The 18105-nt window shown below is 68.6% G+C and carries 17 protein-coding genes; 6 read left to right on the top strand and 11 right to left on the bottom strand.

Features of this window, described 5'->3' with window-relative positions; all coding sequences use genetic code 11:
* Positions 1–97 precede the first annotated feature (97 nt).
* Both ACZ3HV_RS41855 and ACZ3HV_RS41850 read left to right on the top strand, forming a co-directional pair.
* A complete protein-coding gene (locus tag ACZ3HV_RS41855; RefSeq protein ID WP_465693230.1) occupies positions 98–973 on the top strand; it encodes a universal stress protein in 876 nt (291 codons plus the stop codon).
* A 130-nt stretch (positions 974–1103) separates the two neighbouring features.
* Entirely contained in the window at positions 1104–1751 is a 648-nt protein-coding gene (locus tag ACZ3HV_RS41850; RefSeq protein ID WP_465693228.1) for a response regulator, read from the top strand.
* 21 nt (positions 1752–1772) lie between these two features.
* Here ACZ3HV_RS41850 and ACZ3HV_RS41845 read toward each other — a convergent pair whose 3' ends face one another.
* The 7 genes from ACZ3HV_RS41845 to ACZ3HV_RS41815 all read right to left on the bottom strand — a co-directional run bounded on the left by ACZ3HV_RS41845 (position 1773) and on the right by ACZ3HV_RS41815 (position 7577).
* Positions 1773–2300: a flavodoxin domain-containing protein gene (locus ACZ3HV_RS41845; protein ID WP_465693226.1), complete on the bottom strand. Its 528-nt coding sequence runs from the start codon at positions 2298–2300 to the stop codon at positions 1773–1775.
* An 81-nt stretch (positions 2301–2381) separates the two neighbouring features.
* Positions 2382–3212, bottom strand: a complete 831-nt coding sequence (locus tag ACZ3HV_RS41840) for a universal stress protein (protein ID WP_465693224.1) — start codon at positions 3210–3212, stop codon at positions 2382–2384.
* A gap of 203 nt (positions 3213–3415) precedes the next feature.
* Positions 3416–3772, bottom strand: a complete 357-nt coding sequence (locus tag ACZ3HV_RS41835) for a hypothetical protein (protein ID WP_465693222.1) — start codon at positions 3770–3772, stop codon at positions 3416–3418.
* Entirely contained in the window at positions 3769–4746 is a 978-nt protein-coding gene (locus tag ACZ3HV_RS41830) for an Acg family FMN-binding oxidoreductase (protein ID WP_465693220.1), read from the bottom strand. The genes ACZ3HV_RS41835 and ACZ3HV_RS41830 overlap by 4 nt, the downstream gene beginning before the upstream one ends.
* Before the next feature lie 98 nt (positions 4747–4844).
* On the bottom strand, positions 4845–6587 hold the full coding sequence (locus ACZ3HV_RS41825) for a GAF domain-containing sensor histidine kinase (protein WP_465693218.1): 1743 nt from the start codon (positions 6585–6587) through the stop codon (positions 4845–4847).
* A 19-nt stretch (positions 6588–6606) separates the two neighbouring features.
* The gene (locus tag ACZ3HV_RS41820; protein ID WP_465693216.1) at positions 6607–7065 is read right to left on the bottom strand and encodes a pyridoxamine 5'-phosphate oxidase family protein; all 459 of its coding nucleotides are present in this window, start codon (positions 7063–7065) and stop codon (positions 6607–6609) included.
* Between the two features lie 80 nt (positions 7066–7145).
* Positions 7146–7577 carry an RpiB/LacA/LacB family sugar-phosphate isomerase gene (locus ACZ3HV_RS41815; RefSeq protein ID WP_465693214.1) on the bottom strand — a complete coding sequence of 144 codons (432 nt, stop codon included), beginning with the start codon at positions 7575–7577 and terminating at the stop codon, positions 7146–7148.
* Between the two features lie 371 nt (positions 7578–7948).
* Between ACZ3HV_RS41815 and ACZ3HV_RS41810 the strand changes: the two genes are divergently transcribed.
* The gene (locus tag ACZ3HV_RS41810) at positions 7949–8410 is read left to right on the top strand and encodes a hypothetical protein (RefSeq protein WP_465693212.1); all 462 of its coding nucleotides are present in this window, start codon (positions 7949–7951) and stop codon (positions 8408–8410) included.
* A 5-nt stretch (positions 8411–8415) separates the two neighbouring features.
* Positions 8416–9009 carry a hypothetical protein gene (locus ACZ3HV_RS41805; protein WP_465693210.1) on the top strand — a complete coding sequence of 198 codons (594 nt, stop codon included), beginning with the start codon at positions 8416–8418 and terminating at the stop codon, positions 9007–9009.
* Between the two features lie 343 nt (positions 9010–9352).
* On the opposite strand, the gene ACZ3HV_RS41800 is transcribed toward ACZ3HV_RS41805, so the two are convergent.
* Complete coding sequence (locus ACZ3HV_RS41800; RefSeq protein ID WP_465693208.1) at positions 9353–10345, bottom strand: calcium-binding protein; 993 nt, start codon at positions 10343–10345, stop codon at positions 9353–9355.
* 199 nt (positions 10346–10544) lie between these two features.
* On the opposite strand from ACZ3HV_RS41800, the gene ACZ3HV_RS41795 reads away from it, so the two are divergent.
* Positions 10545–11390, top strand: a complete 846-nt coding sequence (locus tag ACZ3HV_RS41795) for a serine/threonine-protein kinase (protein WP_465693206.1) — start codon at positions 10545–10547, stop codon at positions 11388–11390.
* Here ACZ3HV_RS41795 and glgX read toward each other — a convergent pair.
* From glgX to ACZ3HV_RS41780, 3 genes are all read right to left on the bottom strand, one after another.
* Positions 11378–13492, bottom strand: a complete 2115-nt coding sequence (gene glgX / locus ACZ3HV_RS41790; RefSeq protein ID WP_465693205.1) for a glycogen debranching protein GlgX — start codon at positions 13490–13492, stop codon at positions 11378–11380. The genes ACZ3HV_RS41795 and glgX overlap by 13 nt on opposite strands.
* On the bottom strand, positions 13489–16131 hold the full coding sequence (locus ACZ3HV_RS41785; protein WP_465693203.1) for an MGH1-like glycoside hydrolase domain-containing protein: 2643 nt from the start codon (positions 16129–16131) through the stop codon (positions 13489–13491). The genes glgX and ACZ3HV_RS41785 overlap by 4 nt, the downstream gene beginning before the upstream one ends.
* A 72-nt stretch (positions 16132–16203) precedes the next feature.
* The gene (locus tag ACZ3HV_RS41780; protein WP_465693201.1) at positions 16204–17607 is read right to left on the bottom strand and encodes an MFS transporter; all 1404 of its coding nucleotides are present in this window, start codon (positions 17605–17607) and stop codon (positions 16204–16206) included.
* 46 nt (positions 17608–17653) lie between these two features.
* On the opposite strand from ACZ3HV_RS41780, the gene ACZ3HV_RS41775 reads away from it, so the two are divergent.
* Positions 17654–18088 carry a MarR family winged helix-turn-helix transcriptional regulator gene (locus ACZ3HV_RS41775; protein WP_360360938.1) on the top strand — a complete coding sequence of 145 codons (435 nt, stop codon included), beginning with the start codon at positions 17654–17656 and terminating at the stop codon, positions 18086–18088.
* The last annotated feature ends 17 nt before the right edge of the window (positions 18089–18105 follow it).

Below are 18105 nucleotides of genomic sequence, written 5' to 3'. Positions count from 1 at the left end.
TGCTCGCGCTCGTTGCTGCTGGCAACGTGTGGGGCCTCGGCAAGTGGTGGAGCAGCCTGGACTTCGTCCGCAAGTACCCATGGCTGCGGTGAGCACAGTGACCGGCAGACCGGTCATCCACGTGGGGATCGACGGCTCGTGGCATGACACCGGTGCCCTGGAGTGGGCCGTGCTGGAGTCGGTGCTCCGGCACGAGCCCCTGCAGGCGGTGCACGTGATCGAGGGCAAGCCCCGGCACGGGCCGCGCTGGGAGCCGGACGTTGTGGACGACTCGTCGCTGGAGCTCATCAGCGAGGTCCAGAAGTATCTGGACCAGAGCCCCGGCGGGCTCGACCATGAGGCCGACCTGGTGGTCGGGCAGCCGGCCCGGACCCTGACCAAACTCGCGGCCGATGGCCGGATGCTCGTGGTCGGACGCCGGGGGATGGGGACGTTCCAGCGACTGCTGATCGGATCCACCTCGGAGGCGGTCGCCACGATGGCGACAATTCCGGTCGTGATCGTGCCCGGTCACTGGAAGCCCGCGGACCAGTCCGGTCCGGTGCTGGTCGCGGTGGACGATTCGGACAACAACCCGGCAGTGATCGAGTTCGCCATCGCGGCAGCAGCCGAGCGCGGGCTGCCCGTGCGCCTGATCCACGTCTGGGACCTGGCGACGATCTACAGCTGGGACGCGGTGAACGTCGCCGGCGTGAGTTCGGAGTGGACCGAGAACGCCGAGCGTCACCTCGAGAACCTCGCGGCCGAATGGCGGCAGAAGCACCCCGAACTGACGATCGAGGCAGAGCTCCGCCGCGGCCACGCGGTCGACGGCATCATCACGGCGGCCACTGAGTCCGACGCACAACTCCTGGTCATCGGCACCCACCACCACACCAGGCTGACGTCCTTCCTGCTCGGCTCCGTGACCCGTGGTGTCCTCCACCACGCGACCTGTCCGCTGGCCGTCGTACCGACGCCGTACGAGTCGTGATGGCGAAGCGACAGAGAGGTGACAGCGCCGAAGGTCCCGGGTCGGGCGGGACCGTTGCCCCTGCCGTGGTCCGTGGCGGGGGCGGATGCTGGTGGCAGACGTGCTGGGGCGTGGGCCGGAGGAGATGGTGATGACGATCAGGGTGTTTCTGCTGGACGACCATGAGGTGGTTCGGCTGGGACTGCACCAGTTGCTGGATGCGGAGCCGGACATCGAGGTGGTCGGTGACGGCTCGACGGCGGCGGAGGGGATTGCGCGGATTCCCGCCGTGCGTCCGGATGTCGCGGTTCTGGATGTCCGGTTGCCTGACGGTGACGGGATCAGCGTGTGCCGGGAGGTCCGTTCGTTGATGGATGATCCGCCGGCGTGTTTGATGTTGACGTCGTACTCCGACGATCAGGCGCTGTTCACGGCGATCATGGCGGGCGCGGCGGGTTATCTGCTGAAGCAGGTGCACGGCGATGCGCTGATTGATGCGGTACGGCGGATCGCGGCCGGTGAGTCGCTGCTGGATCCGACGATGACGGTGAAGGTGCTGGAGCGGCTGCGTCATCCGGTTGTCGATGAGGATCCCAGGTATGCGTCGCTGACCGATCAGGAGCGCAAGATCCTGGCCGAGATCGCCGAAGGCAAGACCAACCGGCAGATCGCCCAGTCGCTCTTCCTGGCCGAGAAGACGGTCAAGAACTACGTTTCGTCGCTGCTGCGCAAACTCAACCTCGAACGCCGTACCGAAGCCGCCGTCTTCGCCGTCGAACACGCGAAGAAGCACTCGTAGGACCGACCGTCGTAGTGATCGTCAGGCGAGGAACTGCCCGTCTGGGCGGTTCGGGGTGGTGGCGATGGCGGTGCTGAGGTCGGCGGCCCACGCGCGGATCTTGGGCCAGTCGCGGGAGTCTCCCGACAGGGTGCCTTTGGCGAGGCGGCGGGCGAGGAAGCCCTTGGCGGTCGCGGGTTCGAGGCGGCCGGCGAAGGTGACCGCTGGGGTGGCCCCGATCTCGCGCGCGAGGCGGCGTACGGCGCGAGGCATGTCCTGCTCCTGGTCCTTGTCCGGTCCGACCGGGCCGCTGTGGAAGAGCCAGACCTGCCGCTTGCGGAGCTCGTCGACGTTGCTGCGCAGGAACCGCACGGCGTCACGCCGCCACCGCCGGATGTAGATCGCGCTGCCCAGTACGACCGCGTCGTACGGCTCGATCGTCCGGACCTGGGCGACGTCGAGGACGTCGACGGCGTGGCCGTGTGACCGCAGTTCGTCGCCGATCGCCTCGGCGATGCCCGCGGTTGCGCCCATCTTGCTGGCGTAGGCAACCAGTACCTTCCTGGACATCGAGACCTCCTTCTGGTCAGTTCCAGCACACCACTCCCGCCCCGGCCGGAGGCAGTGCCGAAGGACCTGGCTCAGCGGGCCTCAGGACCTCCGACCGCCGATCGCCGATCGCGGGATGATCGTGACCGGGCAGGGGGCCTGGTGCAGCATCGTCTGGCTCACCGATCCGAGCAGCAGTCCGGCGAACCCGCCGCGCCCGCGGGACCCGACGACCAGGAGTTGGGCGTCGGCGGACCATTCGAGCAGGAGCTCCGCCGGATGACCGGTCACCTCGATGAGCTCGGCGGTACGAGCGTCCTCGCGGGCCCGGAGTGCGGCCGTGAGGTCGTGGTCCTCGTCCTCTGCCCGGACCGTCACGATCCGGGCGACGAGCTCGTGCCGCCGCGCGTACTCGAGGCCGAAGTCGACCGCGGCAGCGGCGGCCGCCGAGCCGTCGTACCCGATCACCACCCGGCTGCCGACGACCGCATCCTCGTTCGGCCGAACGGCGACGACCGGGCAGCGGGCATGGGCGGCGAGTTCCAGGCCGGTCGACCCGACCAAGAGCCCGAGCGCCCGTCCGGCGTCGCGGCTGCCGATCACGATCAGCCCGGCGTTCCTCGACTCCGCCATCAGCACCGGTGCGGGAAACCCGTCGACGCGCTCGGCCGTCACCGGCACACCGGGAGCGAACTTCCGCGCGACTTCGAGTGCCTCCGCGACGATCTGGTCGGCGTACGCACGGAGCCCGGGAGCGGCCTCGCTCGGTCCCACCGGGACGCGGAACTCGGTCCAGACGAACGCGTGCACCAGATGCAGACCGGCACCACGCGCGGCGGCCTCCGCGGCACCCCAGCGGATCGCGCTCTCGCAATCGGGCGCGCCGTCGATGCCCACGACAACCTTCTGACCGGCCGGATCGATCGCATTCATACACCAGATGGTCGCGCGGGACCGGCCTCTGGGCCTAGAGCCGAAGGTCCCGCCTGACCGGCCCATGGTCTCTAGCTGCGGTGGGCGGATCGAAGTGGGCTGATAGGTGTCGGAAGGGGACGCCATGACGGCGATCGAGCAGTTGGGTCGGAGGCGCGCAGGAGCTGCATTTGTCCAGCGCCCGGTCGGTCCGCTGAGAATTCTCAGCGAGCGTCTTCGAGTGGTTGCTCGAAGCGGAGGGCGACTCGGCAGAGGGCGCGGAGGGCGGCGATGGTCTCGGCGATCTGCTGATGGGAGGTCGGCGGGTGGACGGTGCGGTAGAGGTCGTTGCGGAGGTCTTCGAGGTGGTTGATGAGGTGCTCGATCTCCAAGGCCAGGGTCGTGCCGTGTGGCTGTTGTGTGACGATCGGCAGGATGCTGGTGCGGTAGGCGGTGATGGTGTGTTGTGCTTCGGCGAAGCGGCGTTCTTCGAGGAACCAGCTGTCCGTCGTGCTGTTGTCCGCGATGTGGTGGAGGTCGGTCTCCCAGCGGTCGATCTCGTGTTGCAGGGTGGTGGTCATGGCTGCTCCTTGGCGGGCAGGAAGTCGGCAACCTCGCGTCGAGCCGTGCCGGGGCCGGGCCGGCTGTGAGCGAAGCGGATGATCATGTCGGCGTGTCCGGGCCGCTGGGTGAGCAACTGAACCTTGCGGCGCAGGTCCTCGAACTCGAGCGGCTGGTTGAGGAAGGACGCGCTGACGCCGGTCCGGGTCGCGGTCAGCAGGACGCGTTCGAGCGCGGCGCCGGCGGCGACCTGGTCGGCGGGCTGGTCGTAGTCGGTGGACAAGATGGCGAGGTCCGGGTGGGTCTCGAAGGTGGTCTGCTGCCGCATCCGGTCGGTCGGGCGGGTGGCCAGGTCGCGGACGGCGGCCGGGTAGCTGGTGGATCGCGGTCCGAGTGCGGAGCTGGGCACGCCTTCGGCGGGGCGGTCGCCGCCGACCCAGTGGGCGCGTTCGGCGCGGCGGTGCCAGTCGCCGATCTCGCGCAGGTCGGTGTCCAGGACCAGGTCGAGCACGGTGCGGACCTCGGGCTCACCGAGCCAGGTCAGCTCGGCACCTTCGGCGTACGCCGCTCGCACCAGGGCGACCCGGATGGTCTCGGCCAGCGGGGTGGGATCGGACGGGTTGCGGTCGGTGTGCCGATGCGGGATCTGTTCGGCCAGCGCGCGCAGTGCCTCGTCCGGACTGCTGGTGGGTTCGACGACGATGCGGGCCAGCAGGTCGGGCTCTTCCGGGTACGGTGCGAGGCCGAACCAGGTGCCGTAGCCGAGGGCGGCGGCCGCGCAGCGCAGGTTGAAGGTCGCGGCGCCGGCGGCGATCCGCATGGCCCGGCCGGTGGGGTCCTCGGCGGGCAGCGTGCGGGTGCCGTCGAGGAACAGGTCGATCACGTGACCGGCCACCTCGAACCGCCAGGGCTGGGTGTTGTGCATGCTGGGGGCGGCGATGGCCGCTGCGAGCATGCTGTCGACGTGCTCGGCCGGCAAGTGCTGGTCCGACATCGGACGCTCCTCCCACTGGTGATACCTCAGCGTTGCGCGAAGGAGGAGGCTGGCGCTGCGGGCAAGAGTCCCGACTGAGGAGGCCGTTCGGCGGTCGGTCAGTCGCCGGTCGGCGCCGTGAGTTCGACCACTGTGCCGTGCGGTTCGTTGTCGGCGACCCGAACGCTGCCGCCGAGGGCCTGGGCGCGTTCGGTGAGGTTGCTCAGGCCGCTCCTGCGGGTGCTGGTACCGATGCCGACACCGTCGTCCGAGATCCGGGCCGTCACCCGGCCCGCGCCGACGGAGACTTCGACGGTGGCCTGCGACGCCTGGGCGTGGCGGACGATGTTGGACAGCGATTCACGAACGGTGGCGAGGATCTGTGGCCGGACGTTGGCCGGTACGACGGTGTCGATCGGGCCGGTGCAGATCAGCCGGGGCCGGAAGCCGAGCGGTTCGGTGTACTCGGCGACCAGGGCCTGGACATCACCACGCAGTGAGCTGGAGTCAGGAGTCTGCTGGAGCTCGAAGATCGCGGCGCGGAGGTCGTGGATGGTCGTGTCGATGTCGTCGACCGCGCGGCTGATCCGTTGCTGGTGTTCCGGCCGCGCGACCCGGTGCATGCCCTGGAGCTGCAGTCCGGTGGCGAAGAGCCGCTGGATCACCACGTCGTGCAGGTCCCTGGCGATCCGGTCGCGGTCCTCGAGCACGGCGAGCATGTCGCGGTCGTGTTGCGCCCGGGCACGTTCCAGCGCCAGGGTGGCCTGGCCGGCGAACATCCGGATCAGGTCGGCGCCCTCGGAGATCCGGTGTTCCGAGCCTTGTTCCGAGGCCACGATCAGCAGACCACCGGTGCCGGTACTGCCGGCCGGCAGCGGCGCCATGGTCGTCCGCCCGAGCGTCCTCGCCTCCGGGAAGTCGGTCAGTCCACCGGCGTCCTTCAGGAACTGCGCCAGATCCTCGATGACCACCTGCTCGGCGCTCGTCGCGCCGCTGAGCACGGGAAAGTCGGCCGGAACATGGCGGCCGAGGAAGCGGGCGAACTCCGGTGGTCCGTCTACGGCACGCACGACCAAGTCGGTGTCCTCGGCGAGAAGCACCGCCGCCACCTGTGCGCCGGAGACTTCGCGGGACCGCTGGGCGATCAGCTGCAGCGCCTGATCCGGCTCGAACTCGCCGAGCATCAGGTGGGTGATCTCGGCGGTGACCTCGTGCCAGCGCCGGCGCTGCTCGGTGTCGGCGTACAGGCGGGCGTTGTCGATCACAACCCCGGCCGCGGCCGCCAGGGCGGTGACCGTCCGCTCGTCGTCCTCGGTGAAGTCGGCGCCGCCGGTCTTCTCGGTCAGGTACAGGTTGCCGAAGGCGTGCTCGCGGGTCTGGATCGGGACGCCGAGGAAACTCTTCATCGGCGGGTGGTTCGTCGGGAAGCCGTAGGACCTGGGGTGTTCGGCCAGGTCGTGCATGTGGATCGGCTCGGGGTGCTCGATCAGCAGACCCAGGATGCCATGTCCCTCGGGATACGGACCGATCGCGGCGATCTCGTCGTCGGTGACACCGTGCGTGATGAAGCGAACCAGCCTTCTGCCGTCCGGGCCGACCACGCCGAGAGCGCCGTACCGGGCTCCGGCCAGTTCACATGCGGCGGTGACGATGCGGTCCAGGGTGCTGTTCAGGTCGAGGTCGGCGCCGATGCCGACGACCGCGTCGAGCAACGCGCGGAGCCGTTCCTGGGACTCCATGATCTCGTCGACCCGGCCGAGCAGTTCCTGTAAGAGGGCATCGAGACGTACCCGGGACAACCCGGCGAACTCCAGCGCCCCCTCGTCCCAGCTCCCTCGCCCCGCCCGCGAGCCCTCGGCCACGGCCCAACGGTACGGAAAGTCACCGCCGATGTGAACTACCGGACCGAGGACGCTGTCCCCACGGGACCAGCCGGCGTCCGTGGATGGACTCGATGCCCAGCCTGACCAGACGTGGGTCGTCCATCGGGAGCCAGGAGTGCAGCGGCAGCGTACGCCGGAACTCGGCGGCCTCCTCCGGTGATACGACGGAGAGGTGCCCGATGGCGGTAACAGTCCACCCGAGGTGGCGTTCGCCGTCCACGTCGTCGGCTTCGAACGCGACCACGTCACCCCGCTCGGCGGCCCTGAACTTGTCGCCTGTTCCGGTGCTGAACACGATCGTGTCGTCGTCGAGCACGAAGTTGACCAGGCGGACCGCGGGCAGGCCGCCGTACGTGTAGACCAGCCGCCCGAGCGGCACCGACTCGAGCAGCCGCAGACACTCCGCCGGGCGGACAATCTCGAGCCGAGAGTGATCGAACTTCGCCTGCGTGCTCATCGTGACCTCCTCAGTAGAAGTCCACGATCGCCCTGCGCGCACCCCCACAGTAGGGCCGAAGGTCCCGGACTCGGCCCGCCTTATCGGGTGACGTGCTGGACGTTCTGGCGGTCTGTTTCGTCCTGGCTTGGGTCGGTGGTGAACCAGGCTTCGAGGATCTCTTCCAGGAGGGGTTCGGAGGTCAATCGGAGGCTGAGGGCCAGGACGTTGGCGTCGTTCCAGCGGCGGGCGCCTTCGGCTGTGTAGGCGTCTGTGCAGAGGGCCGCGCGGACACCGGGGACCTTGTTCGCGGCGATGGAGGCGCCGGTGCCGGTCCAGCAACACACGACGGCTTGGTCCGCCGTACCGGCGGCGACCTCGCGGGCCGCGGTTTCGGAGCAGACGGCCCATTGCGGATCGTCACCCGGGCTGAGCGCCCCGTACGTGGTGACCTCGTGACCGCGGCCGCGCAACTGCTCGACGAGTGCCCGCGCCACAGGCTGGTCCATGTCCGAGGAAACGGAGATCCGCATACCGCGAGCCTAGCCTGCCCTCCTCGTCCTTCAGGAGTCCAGCATCCACGGCACCAACGAGCTGCTCGTCGTCAGCGTCAGTACCCACGGCAAACCCCAGCGGCCACGAATTGGGCACCGTCATCACCAGCCGAGAAGGCCCGTTCACGAACAACTGCTGCCGCACCAGAATTCCCAGCCCGAATTCACCTGAGCCACCAGCGCGACGTTCACCACCCTCGACCCACCAGCGATATCCCAAGGCCCACCCGAACCTCAACAATCAGCTCCAGTCACCACCTGCGCAGCGCCGCGCGACCCAACTGTTGACACTGGCAACCTGCTTGGAGACATTGTCGGCGGTGGCATCACCGCGGGTGAGGGGGACGGCGATGAGCGGTGACGTGGTGGGCAGCGGGTGGATCGATCCGCGCCCTTTGATCGAGGCACGGCCTGTGTTCTCGGCGATGCTGGATCCAGAAGCGACGCTCCCTGCGGATCGGCCACCGAGCGTCGGCCTGAGCGTCCTGCTGGCCTTGAGCGGTCATGAGCCGCTGTGGCTTGTGCACGCCGTCTCGGTCGGAATGTGGCGCACAGCCGGACCTGATTCGACCTACTGGCTGCGCGAGGCGGCCAGGTCGTCGTCAGAGGTCCTCTCGTACCTCGCGACCTTCGGGATCCCTGTGGAGGGCGTGCCGTTCGCGGCGACGGTGGTCGTTGAGGCGTTCGCGCCGGATCGGCTGGCCGCGGCCGCGCAGCTCCTCGGAGTGAGCCACGCGATCTGCCGGGAGTCCTGCACCTTCGGCGGGACACTGGACCGCGACTGCTACAACTCCTGCATCCTGGAGGCTTAGCAGTCATGTCCCGCCGTTGGATCCTGCTGCACCTCGACATACCGATCGTGCTGGTTGCAGCCGTCGGCTTCATCGTGCTTTCACGCCACGCCGATGTGTCTGGCGCTGCCGGCGATACCTTCACGGCGGCGATGACCGTGCTGGTGTTCTTGCTGCCAGCCACCAGCCTGCTCGGCGGCTACCTGACCAACGCGATCGACGCGACATCCCGCCTCTTGGCACGGGCGCCGGACGACGCGGTGCGGACCCGCCGAGCGGACGCCGCCAAGAGCCACATCGGTGGGCTGCTCGAGGTGGCTGCTCCCTTGCGCCGCGCGATCGTCTACACGACCGCCGCTGTCCTGCTGTCCGGCACCGCGCTGTTCGAGCCGGGTGGCCGCTGGTGCGGCTTCATCGTGACTGAGACCTTGATCGCTCTTGCGATCGCCCTGTTGGCCGGCACCGCGTGGACGGTGCTGCCAGCGACCTGGACAGTGCTCGAGTACCGACAGGCTCGCGATTATCTGGACGAGGACCTTCCAGTACTGGCGGCTCCCAGTTCCCAGCCCGATCCGCCGGGCGACGATCAAGCGTCCAACAAACCCGCCGCGGACGCGTAGGATCCTGCGCGGTCATTATATTGCCGACGGCAATCAAACCGGACAGCTTCGGTGCATGCCCAGGTGTTGCATGGCTCGGAGAGTGGGGCGGCGTGGAACTCACCTCGAGCGTCGTACTCGCGGCCTCGCCGGGCGTCGGCGCCAGTACGGCGCTTGGGTGCGAGCCAGTACGCACGTGCCACCCCGGGGGAAGCTCGTCTCAGTGGGAGACCTTGCGGACGAAGGTGTCGGTGGACTTCCCCACCTCAACGGCTTCAACACAGACTGGAAAGGCGACGAGAGAACCGTTCCGGCCTGACGGAACGGCCCGGCGTCCGCGGTGTGCGGACGCCGGGTTGGGTGGTCAGAGGATGCTGAAGGTGATGGTGCCGGGCGCGAGCCCGCCGGTGTTCACCCGGTCGCGGCCGGCCAGTGTGTCGACGGTCAAGGTGTCCGTCGGTTCCGCGTCCTTCAGCCGAACGTCGGCCCTGAGTCCGGAGACCCGGACGTCCCCGTGGGAACCGGACACCCGGATGTGGTCCCGGCCGGCGGTGCCCGTGACGGTCACCGCGTCGACCGCTCCATCGCCGCCACTCGCGTTGAGCTGTGCGCCGAGGTCGATATCGACCTTCCGGACATCGGTACCGCGCAGATCGCCCACGGTCACGGTGTCGGCGCCACCGAGCGCGTTGAGCGAGACACGCTCGACGTCATCGGTGTCCATCACGATGTTGCCCACGTCCCGGGTGAACCGCAGTCGCGGACCGTTCGCGGTAGCGGCGAACTTCTCCGCGCCGGCCGCACCGTTGAACAGCATCGTGTCCTGACCACGACCGCCGTTGATGACGTCGCTGCCGTCGCCCGGATCCCAGATGAACGTGTCGTTCCCGGTGCCGAGCAACGCCGTGTCGGCGCCACGGTTCCCGTCGACGACGTCGTTGCCGGCGCCCATCCGGAACAGTTCGTTGCCGCTGCCACCGAACGCGGTGTCGTTGCCGGCGCCGGTGTCGATGGTCGTGGGCGGCTGTACCTCGGCGCCGTAGTCGATCCGCACGGTGTCGTTGCCGGCCCGGCTGTTGACCTGGATCTGGCCGAAGTCGCTGCGGTTCACCGTGCGCTTCGTCGTACCAGGTCCGAAGTCGACCTCGACGACCGATGTGTTGGTGGCCGGCACGCTCAGCGTGATGTTGTCCGCGTGGTTCGTGCCGGTGACGATCAGCTGGCCGGTGTCGATCACGACGCTCCCCGCGGGCGTCGCGGATGCCGTACCGGCCAGACTCACGCTGATGGCGGTGGTGACGGCCGCGACAGCTGCCGCGCTCAGCCCTCGTCGGAATCGCTGTGTCGCAGTACTCATGATGTGGACCCTCCCGTTCGGTCACGGCGGTCTGCCGCGCTGTTGGTACGTATGGGCACTACACGGGCGCCGTCGCCATCCGGTTCAGAGCAATTTTCAAAAGGTTGCCGAGGGCACCTAAAAGTCGATCGAACCGGTTGGGCCCCGGGTGCGTATAGGGAGCACAGAACGCGTATCGGACCGGCAGAGGCAGGCGATCATGGGAACAGTCGCGGTGGAGTCAGCACCGACCGTCGTCGCCCCAGGGCGCCTGGTAACCGGCCGATACCGCTTGCGGACACTGGTTGGCCGCGGCGGCATGGGGCGCGTGTGGTCGGCCGAGGACGAACTGTTACGGCGGCGAGTCGCGCTCAAGCAGGTGGTGCTCTTCGGTCACCCGTCCGAGCACGTCCGGGCCGGCGCGCTGGCCGAGGCGCGCGCGGCGGCGCGAGTGAATCACCACAACGTGGTCAAGGTGTACGACGTGATCGAGGACGCCGGCGAGCACTGGATCGTCATGGAACTGTTGTCAGGGCAGACCATGGCCGACGTGCTGACATCGCATGAACGGCTCCCGATCGGCCAGGTACGGCGGATCGCGCTGCACCTGGCCGACGCGCTGCGGGCCGTCCACTGGGCGGGTCTGGTGCACTCCGACGTCAAGCCGGCGAACATCCAACTGTGCGACGAAGGCCGGGTGGTTCTGATGGACTTCGGCATCGCCGCTGCCATCGACGACCAGCAGACCCTGTCGAGCGAGGCCATGGCCGGCAGCCCGGCGTACATGTCACCGGAGCGAGCCCGTGGTGACGCGGTCGGCCCGCCGTCCGACCTGTTCTCGCTGGGCGCGACCCTGTTCGCGGCTGTCGAAGGGCGGTCACCCTTCGGCGCCGGCGACCCGTTCAGCACACTGGTCGCGGTGGTCGAGGCCAGGCCGGCCCCGTTCGCGAACGCCGGCCCTCTGCGCCCGATCATCGAAGCCCTACTCGCCAAAGCTCCGGCCAGCCGTCCGACCACCTACCAGACCATCACCGCCCTGCACACGCTGAACCACTACGAGCCCTGAGGGCTGCGGTGACCGCGGAAGAGGATGATCGAGCGAGGATGCACCGTGAGTTTATTGCCTGCGGCAAGCGTCGCATCGGGGACCGGGTCGTCCGGTTGATAGGTGTCGAACTCCGGTTCCCACGTCTCGCCGGGCTCGGTCGGCGGTACGACGAAGTCCAGCGGTTCCCACCATCCGTTGAGCAGGAGCAGGAAGTCGTCGTCGACGAGCGGCGTACCGTCGGCGTCCCGATCGGGGTTGTCCGCGCCGTCCAGGTAGAGCGCGAGGCTGCGGGCACCGGGGAAGTCCCAGTCCGCCGGCTTCATCTCGGTGCCGCTCGGGGTGAACCAGCGGAGCTCCTCGGCCGCGACACCGGTCAGGAACCGTCGGCGGCGGAAGACCGGATGCGCACGGCGCAGCGCGATCAGGTTCTTGGTGAAGGCCATCAGCTCCGCGTCGGTCGCGGACCAGTCGAACCAGCTGATCTCGTTGTCCTGGCAGTAGGCGTTGTTGTTCCCGCGCTGCGTCCGGCCGAGCTCGTCGCCGCCGAGCAGCATCGGTACGCCGAACGACAGCAGCAACGTGGTGAGCATGGCCCGGCTCTGGCGAGCGCGGAGCGCGAGGATGTCCGGGTCGCTCGTCGGTCCTTCCACACCACAGTTCCAGGAGCGGTTGTCGCTGCTGCCGTCGCGGTTCTCCTCGCCGTTGGCCTCGTTGTGCTTGCCGTCGTACGAGACGAGGTCGGCCAGCGTGAAGCCGTCGTGGACGGTGATCAGGTTGATCGAGGCGCTCGGCCGCCGCCGGTCCCAGCGGTACAGGTCGGGTGACCCGCACAGCCGGGTCGCGAACTCGCCGAGCGGCGCGTCGGCGCCACGCCAGAAGTCGCGCATCACGTCACGGTACCGGCCGTTCCACTCGCTCCACTGCGGCGGGAACTGGCCGAGGTCGTAGCTGTCGCCCTGCCCGACGTCCCAGGGTTCGGCGATCAGCTTGGCCGTGGAGACGACCGGATCCTGCGCGACGAGGTCGAAGAACGCCGCCATCCGGTCGAAGCCGCCGTCCTCGCGGGCCAGGGTCGGTGCCAGGTCGAAGCGGAACCCGTCGACGCGCATCTCGGTCAGCCAGTACCGCAGCGAGTCCATGATCAGGCGGAGGCTGAACGGATTGTCGGCGTTGAGCGAGTTGCCGGTGCCGGTCGTGTCCACGTAGTAGCGCTGGTCGCCGTCGACGAGGCGGTAGTACGCCGGGTTGTGCAGCCCGCGATGGGACAGCGTCGGGCCGAGATGGTTTCCCTCGGCGGTGTGGTTGAAGACCACGTCGAGGATGACCTCGAGACCGGCGCCGTGCAGCGTGTCGACCATGGCCTGGAACTCCGCGACCTGTCCGCCCGGTTGCCCGGCCCGGACCGCGGCGGAGTATCCGGCGTACGGCGCGAGGAATCCGATGGAGTTGTAGCCCCAGTAGTTCGTCAGCCCGCGATCGACCAGGGTTCCCTCGGGTACGAAGTGATGGACCGGGAGCAGTTCGACCGCCGTCACGCCGAGGTCGACGAGATGGCCGACCGCCGCGTCATGGGCCAGACCGGCGTACGTTCCGCGCAGCTCCGGCGGTACGGCGGGATGCGTGGCGGTGAAGCCTTTGACATGGACCTCGTACACGATCGAGTCGGCCAGCGCATGGCTCGGCCGTGGCCGGTCGCTCCAGCCGAACGCGGTGTCGGTCACCAGGCTGCGTGGCATGTGCCCGGCCGAGTCGAGCTCGCTGGGGACCTCCGGGTCGTCGGCGGCGTACCCGAACACCTCCGGTCCGGGCCGTACGTCGCCGTGGACGGCCCGGGCGTACGGGTCGAGCAGCAACTTGGCCGGATTGCAGCGCAGGCCGCGCCGCGGATCGTACGGACCGGTCGCCCGGTAACCGTACGCCTGGCCCGGCCCAACGCCGGGCACGAACCCGTGCCACACCTCACCGTCGCGCTCCTCCAGCGGGATCCGAGTCTCATTGCCGTCGGCATCGAACAGGCACAGCAGTACGCCGTCGGCCGCGGAGGCGACCGCGAAGTTCGTGCCATCGGGCCCGGGGGTCGCGCCGAGCGGAGACGGGCTGCCCGGCAGCGCCGTACTCATGGCTCTCGCTCGCCGAGCGATCGGAGCACCTCGCCGAGGGGCCGAACCGCGCCGTGCCGGCGCCGGATGATGTCTGCCACGATCCCAGTCCAGCCTGTCTGGTGGGCCGCGCCCAGCCCGGCGGCGTTGTCGCCGTGGAAATACTCGTGGAACATCAGGTTGCGCCTCCAGTTCGGGTCGCGTTGCAGGGTGTCGACCCCGCCGAAGCACGGTCGGCGGCCGTCGAGACCGGTGAGGAAGATCGACACCAGCCGCGCCCGCAAGTCGTCGGCGACGGTGTCGAGGGTCTGGCGGACGCCGGAGCCGGTGGGGTACTCGACCGTCAGGTCGTCGCCGAAGAAGCGGTGGTAGCGGTCCAGCGCCTCGGTCACCAGGAAGTTCAGCGGGAACCAGATCGGCCCGCGCCAGTTCGAGTTCCCGCCGAACATGTCCGTGGTCGACTCGGCCGGTTCGTAGTCCACGCCGGCCCGGACGCCCTCGATCTCGATCGTGTACGGGTGGTCGCGGTGGTACGCCGACAAGGAGCGCAGGCCGTACGGGGACAGGAACTCGCCGGGGTCGAACAGCCTGCTGAACAACCGCAACGCCTGCTCGACACCGACGGTGCCGAGCAGCAGCCGGCGGCGTCCGGGGTCACCGCGCAGGACACCAGCCTTCGCGAGCCCTTCGGCGTCACGCAACCCCTGACGATCCAGGAAAGCCGCGAACTGCTTGCCTGGGGCAACGGACCGTTCGAACTGCTGCTCGTCGATCACCCCGGCGGCGAGCAGCGGGATGATGCCGACCATGGAGTGCACCCTGACCGGCACGACACCCCCGCCCGGTACGGCGATCCGGTCGTAGAACAGGCCGTCGGTCTCGTCCCACATTCCCTGCGCGGACATCGCGGTGCGGATCTCGGCGAAGTGCTCGAGGAACTTGTGCACCAGATCACGGGCCGGCCGGTACCCGGTCCGGTCCAGGACCGCCGCGATCGTCGTCATCGCCAGCGCGTACCCCGCCATCCATCCGGTGGCGTCGGACTGCTCCAGGACGCCGCCGACCGGCAGATGCGAGCGATCGAGCGGGCCGATGTTGTCGAGGCCGAGGAAGCCACCCTCGAACAGATTCGACCCGTCGGCGTCCTCACGGTTCACCCACCAGGTGAAGTTGACCAGCAGTTTGTCGAAGATCCGGCTGAGGAAGGCGAGATCGCGACCGCCGTCGATGGCGAAGACCTCGAGCGCCGCGAAGGCCTGGACCGGCGGGTTGACGTCGCCGAAGTCCCATTCGTACGCCGGAAGCGCGCCGTTCGGATGCTGGAACCACTCGCGGCAGACCAGCAGCAACTGGTTCTTCGCGAACTCCGGATCCACGTGGGCCAGCGCGATGCAGTGAAAGGCGAGATCCCAGGAGGCGAACCACGGGTACTCCCACTTGTCCGGCATCGACATCACGTCGAAGGAGTTGAAGGTTCGCCAGCGGGAGTTCCGGCCGGTCTGCCGCGAGGCCGGCGGCGTCGGCTGGCCGGGATCGCCGTCGAGCCAGCGCGCCACGTCGTAGTAGTACAACTGCTTGCTCCACAGCATCCCGGCGAACGCCTGCCGCATCACCATCGCCTCGTCTGCCGAGGCGGCCGGGGGAGTGAGGCCGGCGTAGAACTCGTCGGCCTCTGCCCGGCGCGTGGCGACGACGTCGTCGAAATCCTGGCCCAGTGCGGTCGCTGGATCCGGGCCGGTGCCGGTGGGGCGCAGCCGTAACCGCAGCTCGATCGTCGCCTTCGGTGCGACGTCCACGGTGTACCAGGCCGCGGCCTTCGTTCCCCGGCGAGCGGGGTTGACGGTCGGGGCGCCGGTCACGACGTGGTCGTTGATTCCGTCCTTGGGGTACGGCGTAGTGCCGGGGACGCCGTACAGGAGTTGGGTGTTGGTCTCGTTCTCACAGAACAAGAACGTCGGCGTGCCTCCGGCCAGCAGTTCGAGTTCACCGAGGGACGGGTGCGCTATGCGGACCGACGTACTCCCGGATGCCGTGAGCTCGGGTCGCGGAGCGCCGATGTCCCATGACCAGGTGTCGCGGAACCAGGCGGTCGGCAGGACGTGGAGGGTCGCCGTGTCCGGGCCGGCGTTCGTGACCTGCACGGACATCAGGAGATCGGTCGGACTCGCCTTCGCGTAGTGCACCTCGACGATCCAGTACCGGTCCTCGTCGAACACGCCGGTGTCGAGGAGTTCGTACTCGGGGTCGTGCTTGCCGCGTCTGCGGTTCTCGGCGCGCAGGTCGTCGTACGGGAAGGCCGCCTGGGGGTAGTGGTAGCGCCAGCGGTTCCAGGCGTGGTTGGGGGTGGCGTCGAGGTACCACCAGTAGTCCTTGACGTCCTCGCCGTGGTTGGCCTCCGCACCGGTCAGGCCGAACGGCCGCTCCTTGAGCATGGGGTCGCGCCCGTTCCACAACGCGAGGCCGAGGCACAGATGCTGCTCGCGGTCGCTGAACCCGGCCAGCCCGTCCTCGCCCCAGCGGTAAGCCTTCGAGCGGGCCTGGTCGTGCGGGAGGAAGCCCCAGGCTTCACCGTCGGCGCTGTAGTCCTCGCGAACCGTGCCCCATTGGCGCTCGCTCAGATACGGACCCCACAGATACCAGTCGTCCGATGGCTCGGGCATGCGTCTTCCCCCTCAGCACCCATCACGATGCTCCGCCCGTCGGCAGCCAGTCAAGGCGCCCTGTGAGGTCGGCTACCAGGTTCCGCGGTGGTCGGGGACCAGCAGGGTGAGCGGGATCATCAGCACCAGGATGGCTGCGAAGACCACGAAGCTGTAGGCCTGGGCGGTACCGCTACTGGTGGAGTGGGTCAGGATCGTCGTGGTGATCGAGACGGCGACGATCCCGCCGGACTGACGGAACATCCCGCGCAGGCCGGCGATCGCGGAGATCTGGTCCGGGGCGAGTTGCAGGCTGGCGTTGTTCGAGGCGGGGATGGACAGGCCCATCCCGATGCCGGTGATCCCCGCCGCCATCGCCAGCCAGGCGTACGGCGTGAGTCCGTGCGGGGGCAGCGACATCACGGTCATCCCGACCGCGACCAGTACGAAGCCACCGATCATCGGGGCCCGATAGCCGGTACGGCGGAGCGCGAACACCGCCAGACCGGCGACGCAGATCATCCCGACAGCCCGCGCGGTGAGCAGTGTCCCGGCCTGGAGTGGCTGGATCCCGTACCGCGATTCGGCGTACAGCGGGACGAGTGCGCCGAAGCCCAGCATGGCTGCGCCGAAGAGGAAGTTGATGGTGTTCATCGCCCCGAAGCCGTGGCCGCGCAGCAGGCTGAGCGGGATGAAGGGCGCCACGTGCCGGTTCGCGTGCCGGACGAACAGGAAGCCGAGCGTCAGGGCGATCACCATGGCCGCGATGAACAGCGGATCGGTCGGTTCTGCGCCGCTGCCGCCGAGCGAACTGATCCCGTACATGCCGAACAGCATGGTCAGCGCCAGCAGGAGGGCGCCGACTCCGTCCACCCGAGAGGCGGCCTTCGGCGCGCTGCTCGGGATGAAGCGCAGGCCCAGCGCGATCAGCAGCAGACCGATCGGCACGTTCACGACGAAGATCTCACGCCACGACCAGTAGGTGACGATGATGCCGCCGATGATCGGGCCGATGATGCCGCCGATCGGGAAGATCGAGGTGAACATGCCGATCGCCCGGTCCCGGTCGCGGCCGAACTGTTCGGCGACGATGCCGGTGGCGGTCGGCATGAACGCGCCGCCGCCGATGGCCTGCAAGGCGCGGAACACCACCAAGAGGTAGATGTTGTCGGCCAGGCCGCAGCACAGCGAGGCGATGGTGAACAGGGCGGCCGCGCCGAGGAAGACCTTCTTGCGCCCGAACTGGTCGCCGAGCCGGCCGGCCAAAGGCATCACGATGATCTGGCCGAGCGCGTAGATGGTGATCGTCCAGCCGCTCCAGGTCAGTTCGGCGTTCAGGTCGCCGCGGATGGCGTTGAGCGCGGTCGCGACTATGGTCTGATCGATCGAAGCCATCAGCAGAGCGATCGCGACGATACCGAAGACGAGCCGGCGATGGGCCAGTGGTTCGTCACCGGCCGGCTCGGTGATCACTGGGGTGGCACTCGACGGTTCCATCGATGAACAGACTACATTGCTTGCTGGCAGGCAATAAAGGGGTGACATGACTGACACCGAGACGTTGAGCAAGCTCCGTGGGGTGATCTCCAAGCTGGCCCGGGAGCTCAACGCCACGGCGACCGACGAGGGCCTGACCCCGACCCAGGCCTCCGTCCTCGGCCTGATCGCCTTCCGCGGTCCGCTCGGCCTGACCGAGCTGGCTCAGCTCGAGGGGCTCAACCCCACCATGCTCTCCCGGGTGGTCGGCAGACTCACCGAGCTCGGCCTGATCCAGCGCGACCCCAACCCGGACGACCTCCGCGCGGTCCAGGTCGAAGCGACCGACGCGGGCCGGCAGCTCCACGAACGCGTCAAACTCCTCCGCACCGAAGCTCTCGGCTCCTGCCTCGACCAGCTCCCCGAAAAGTCCGCCCGAACCATCATCGAAGCCCTCCCAGCCCTCGACGAACTAGCCCAATCCCTCCGCACCAGCCGCTGAGCCGCGTCACACTCCCG

This window comes from Kribbella sp. NPDC020701, from assembly GCF_055562215.1.
The sequence above is the reverse complement of the archived record's forward strand: the minus strand, read 5'-3'. Positions and strand labels throughout refer to the sequence as shown.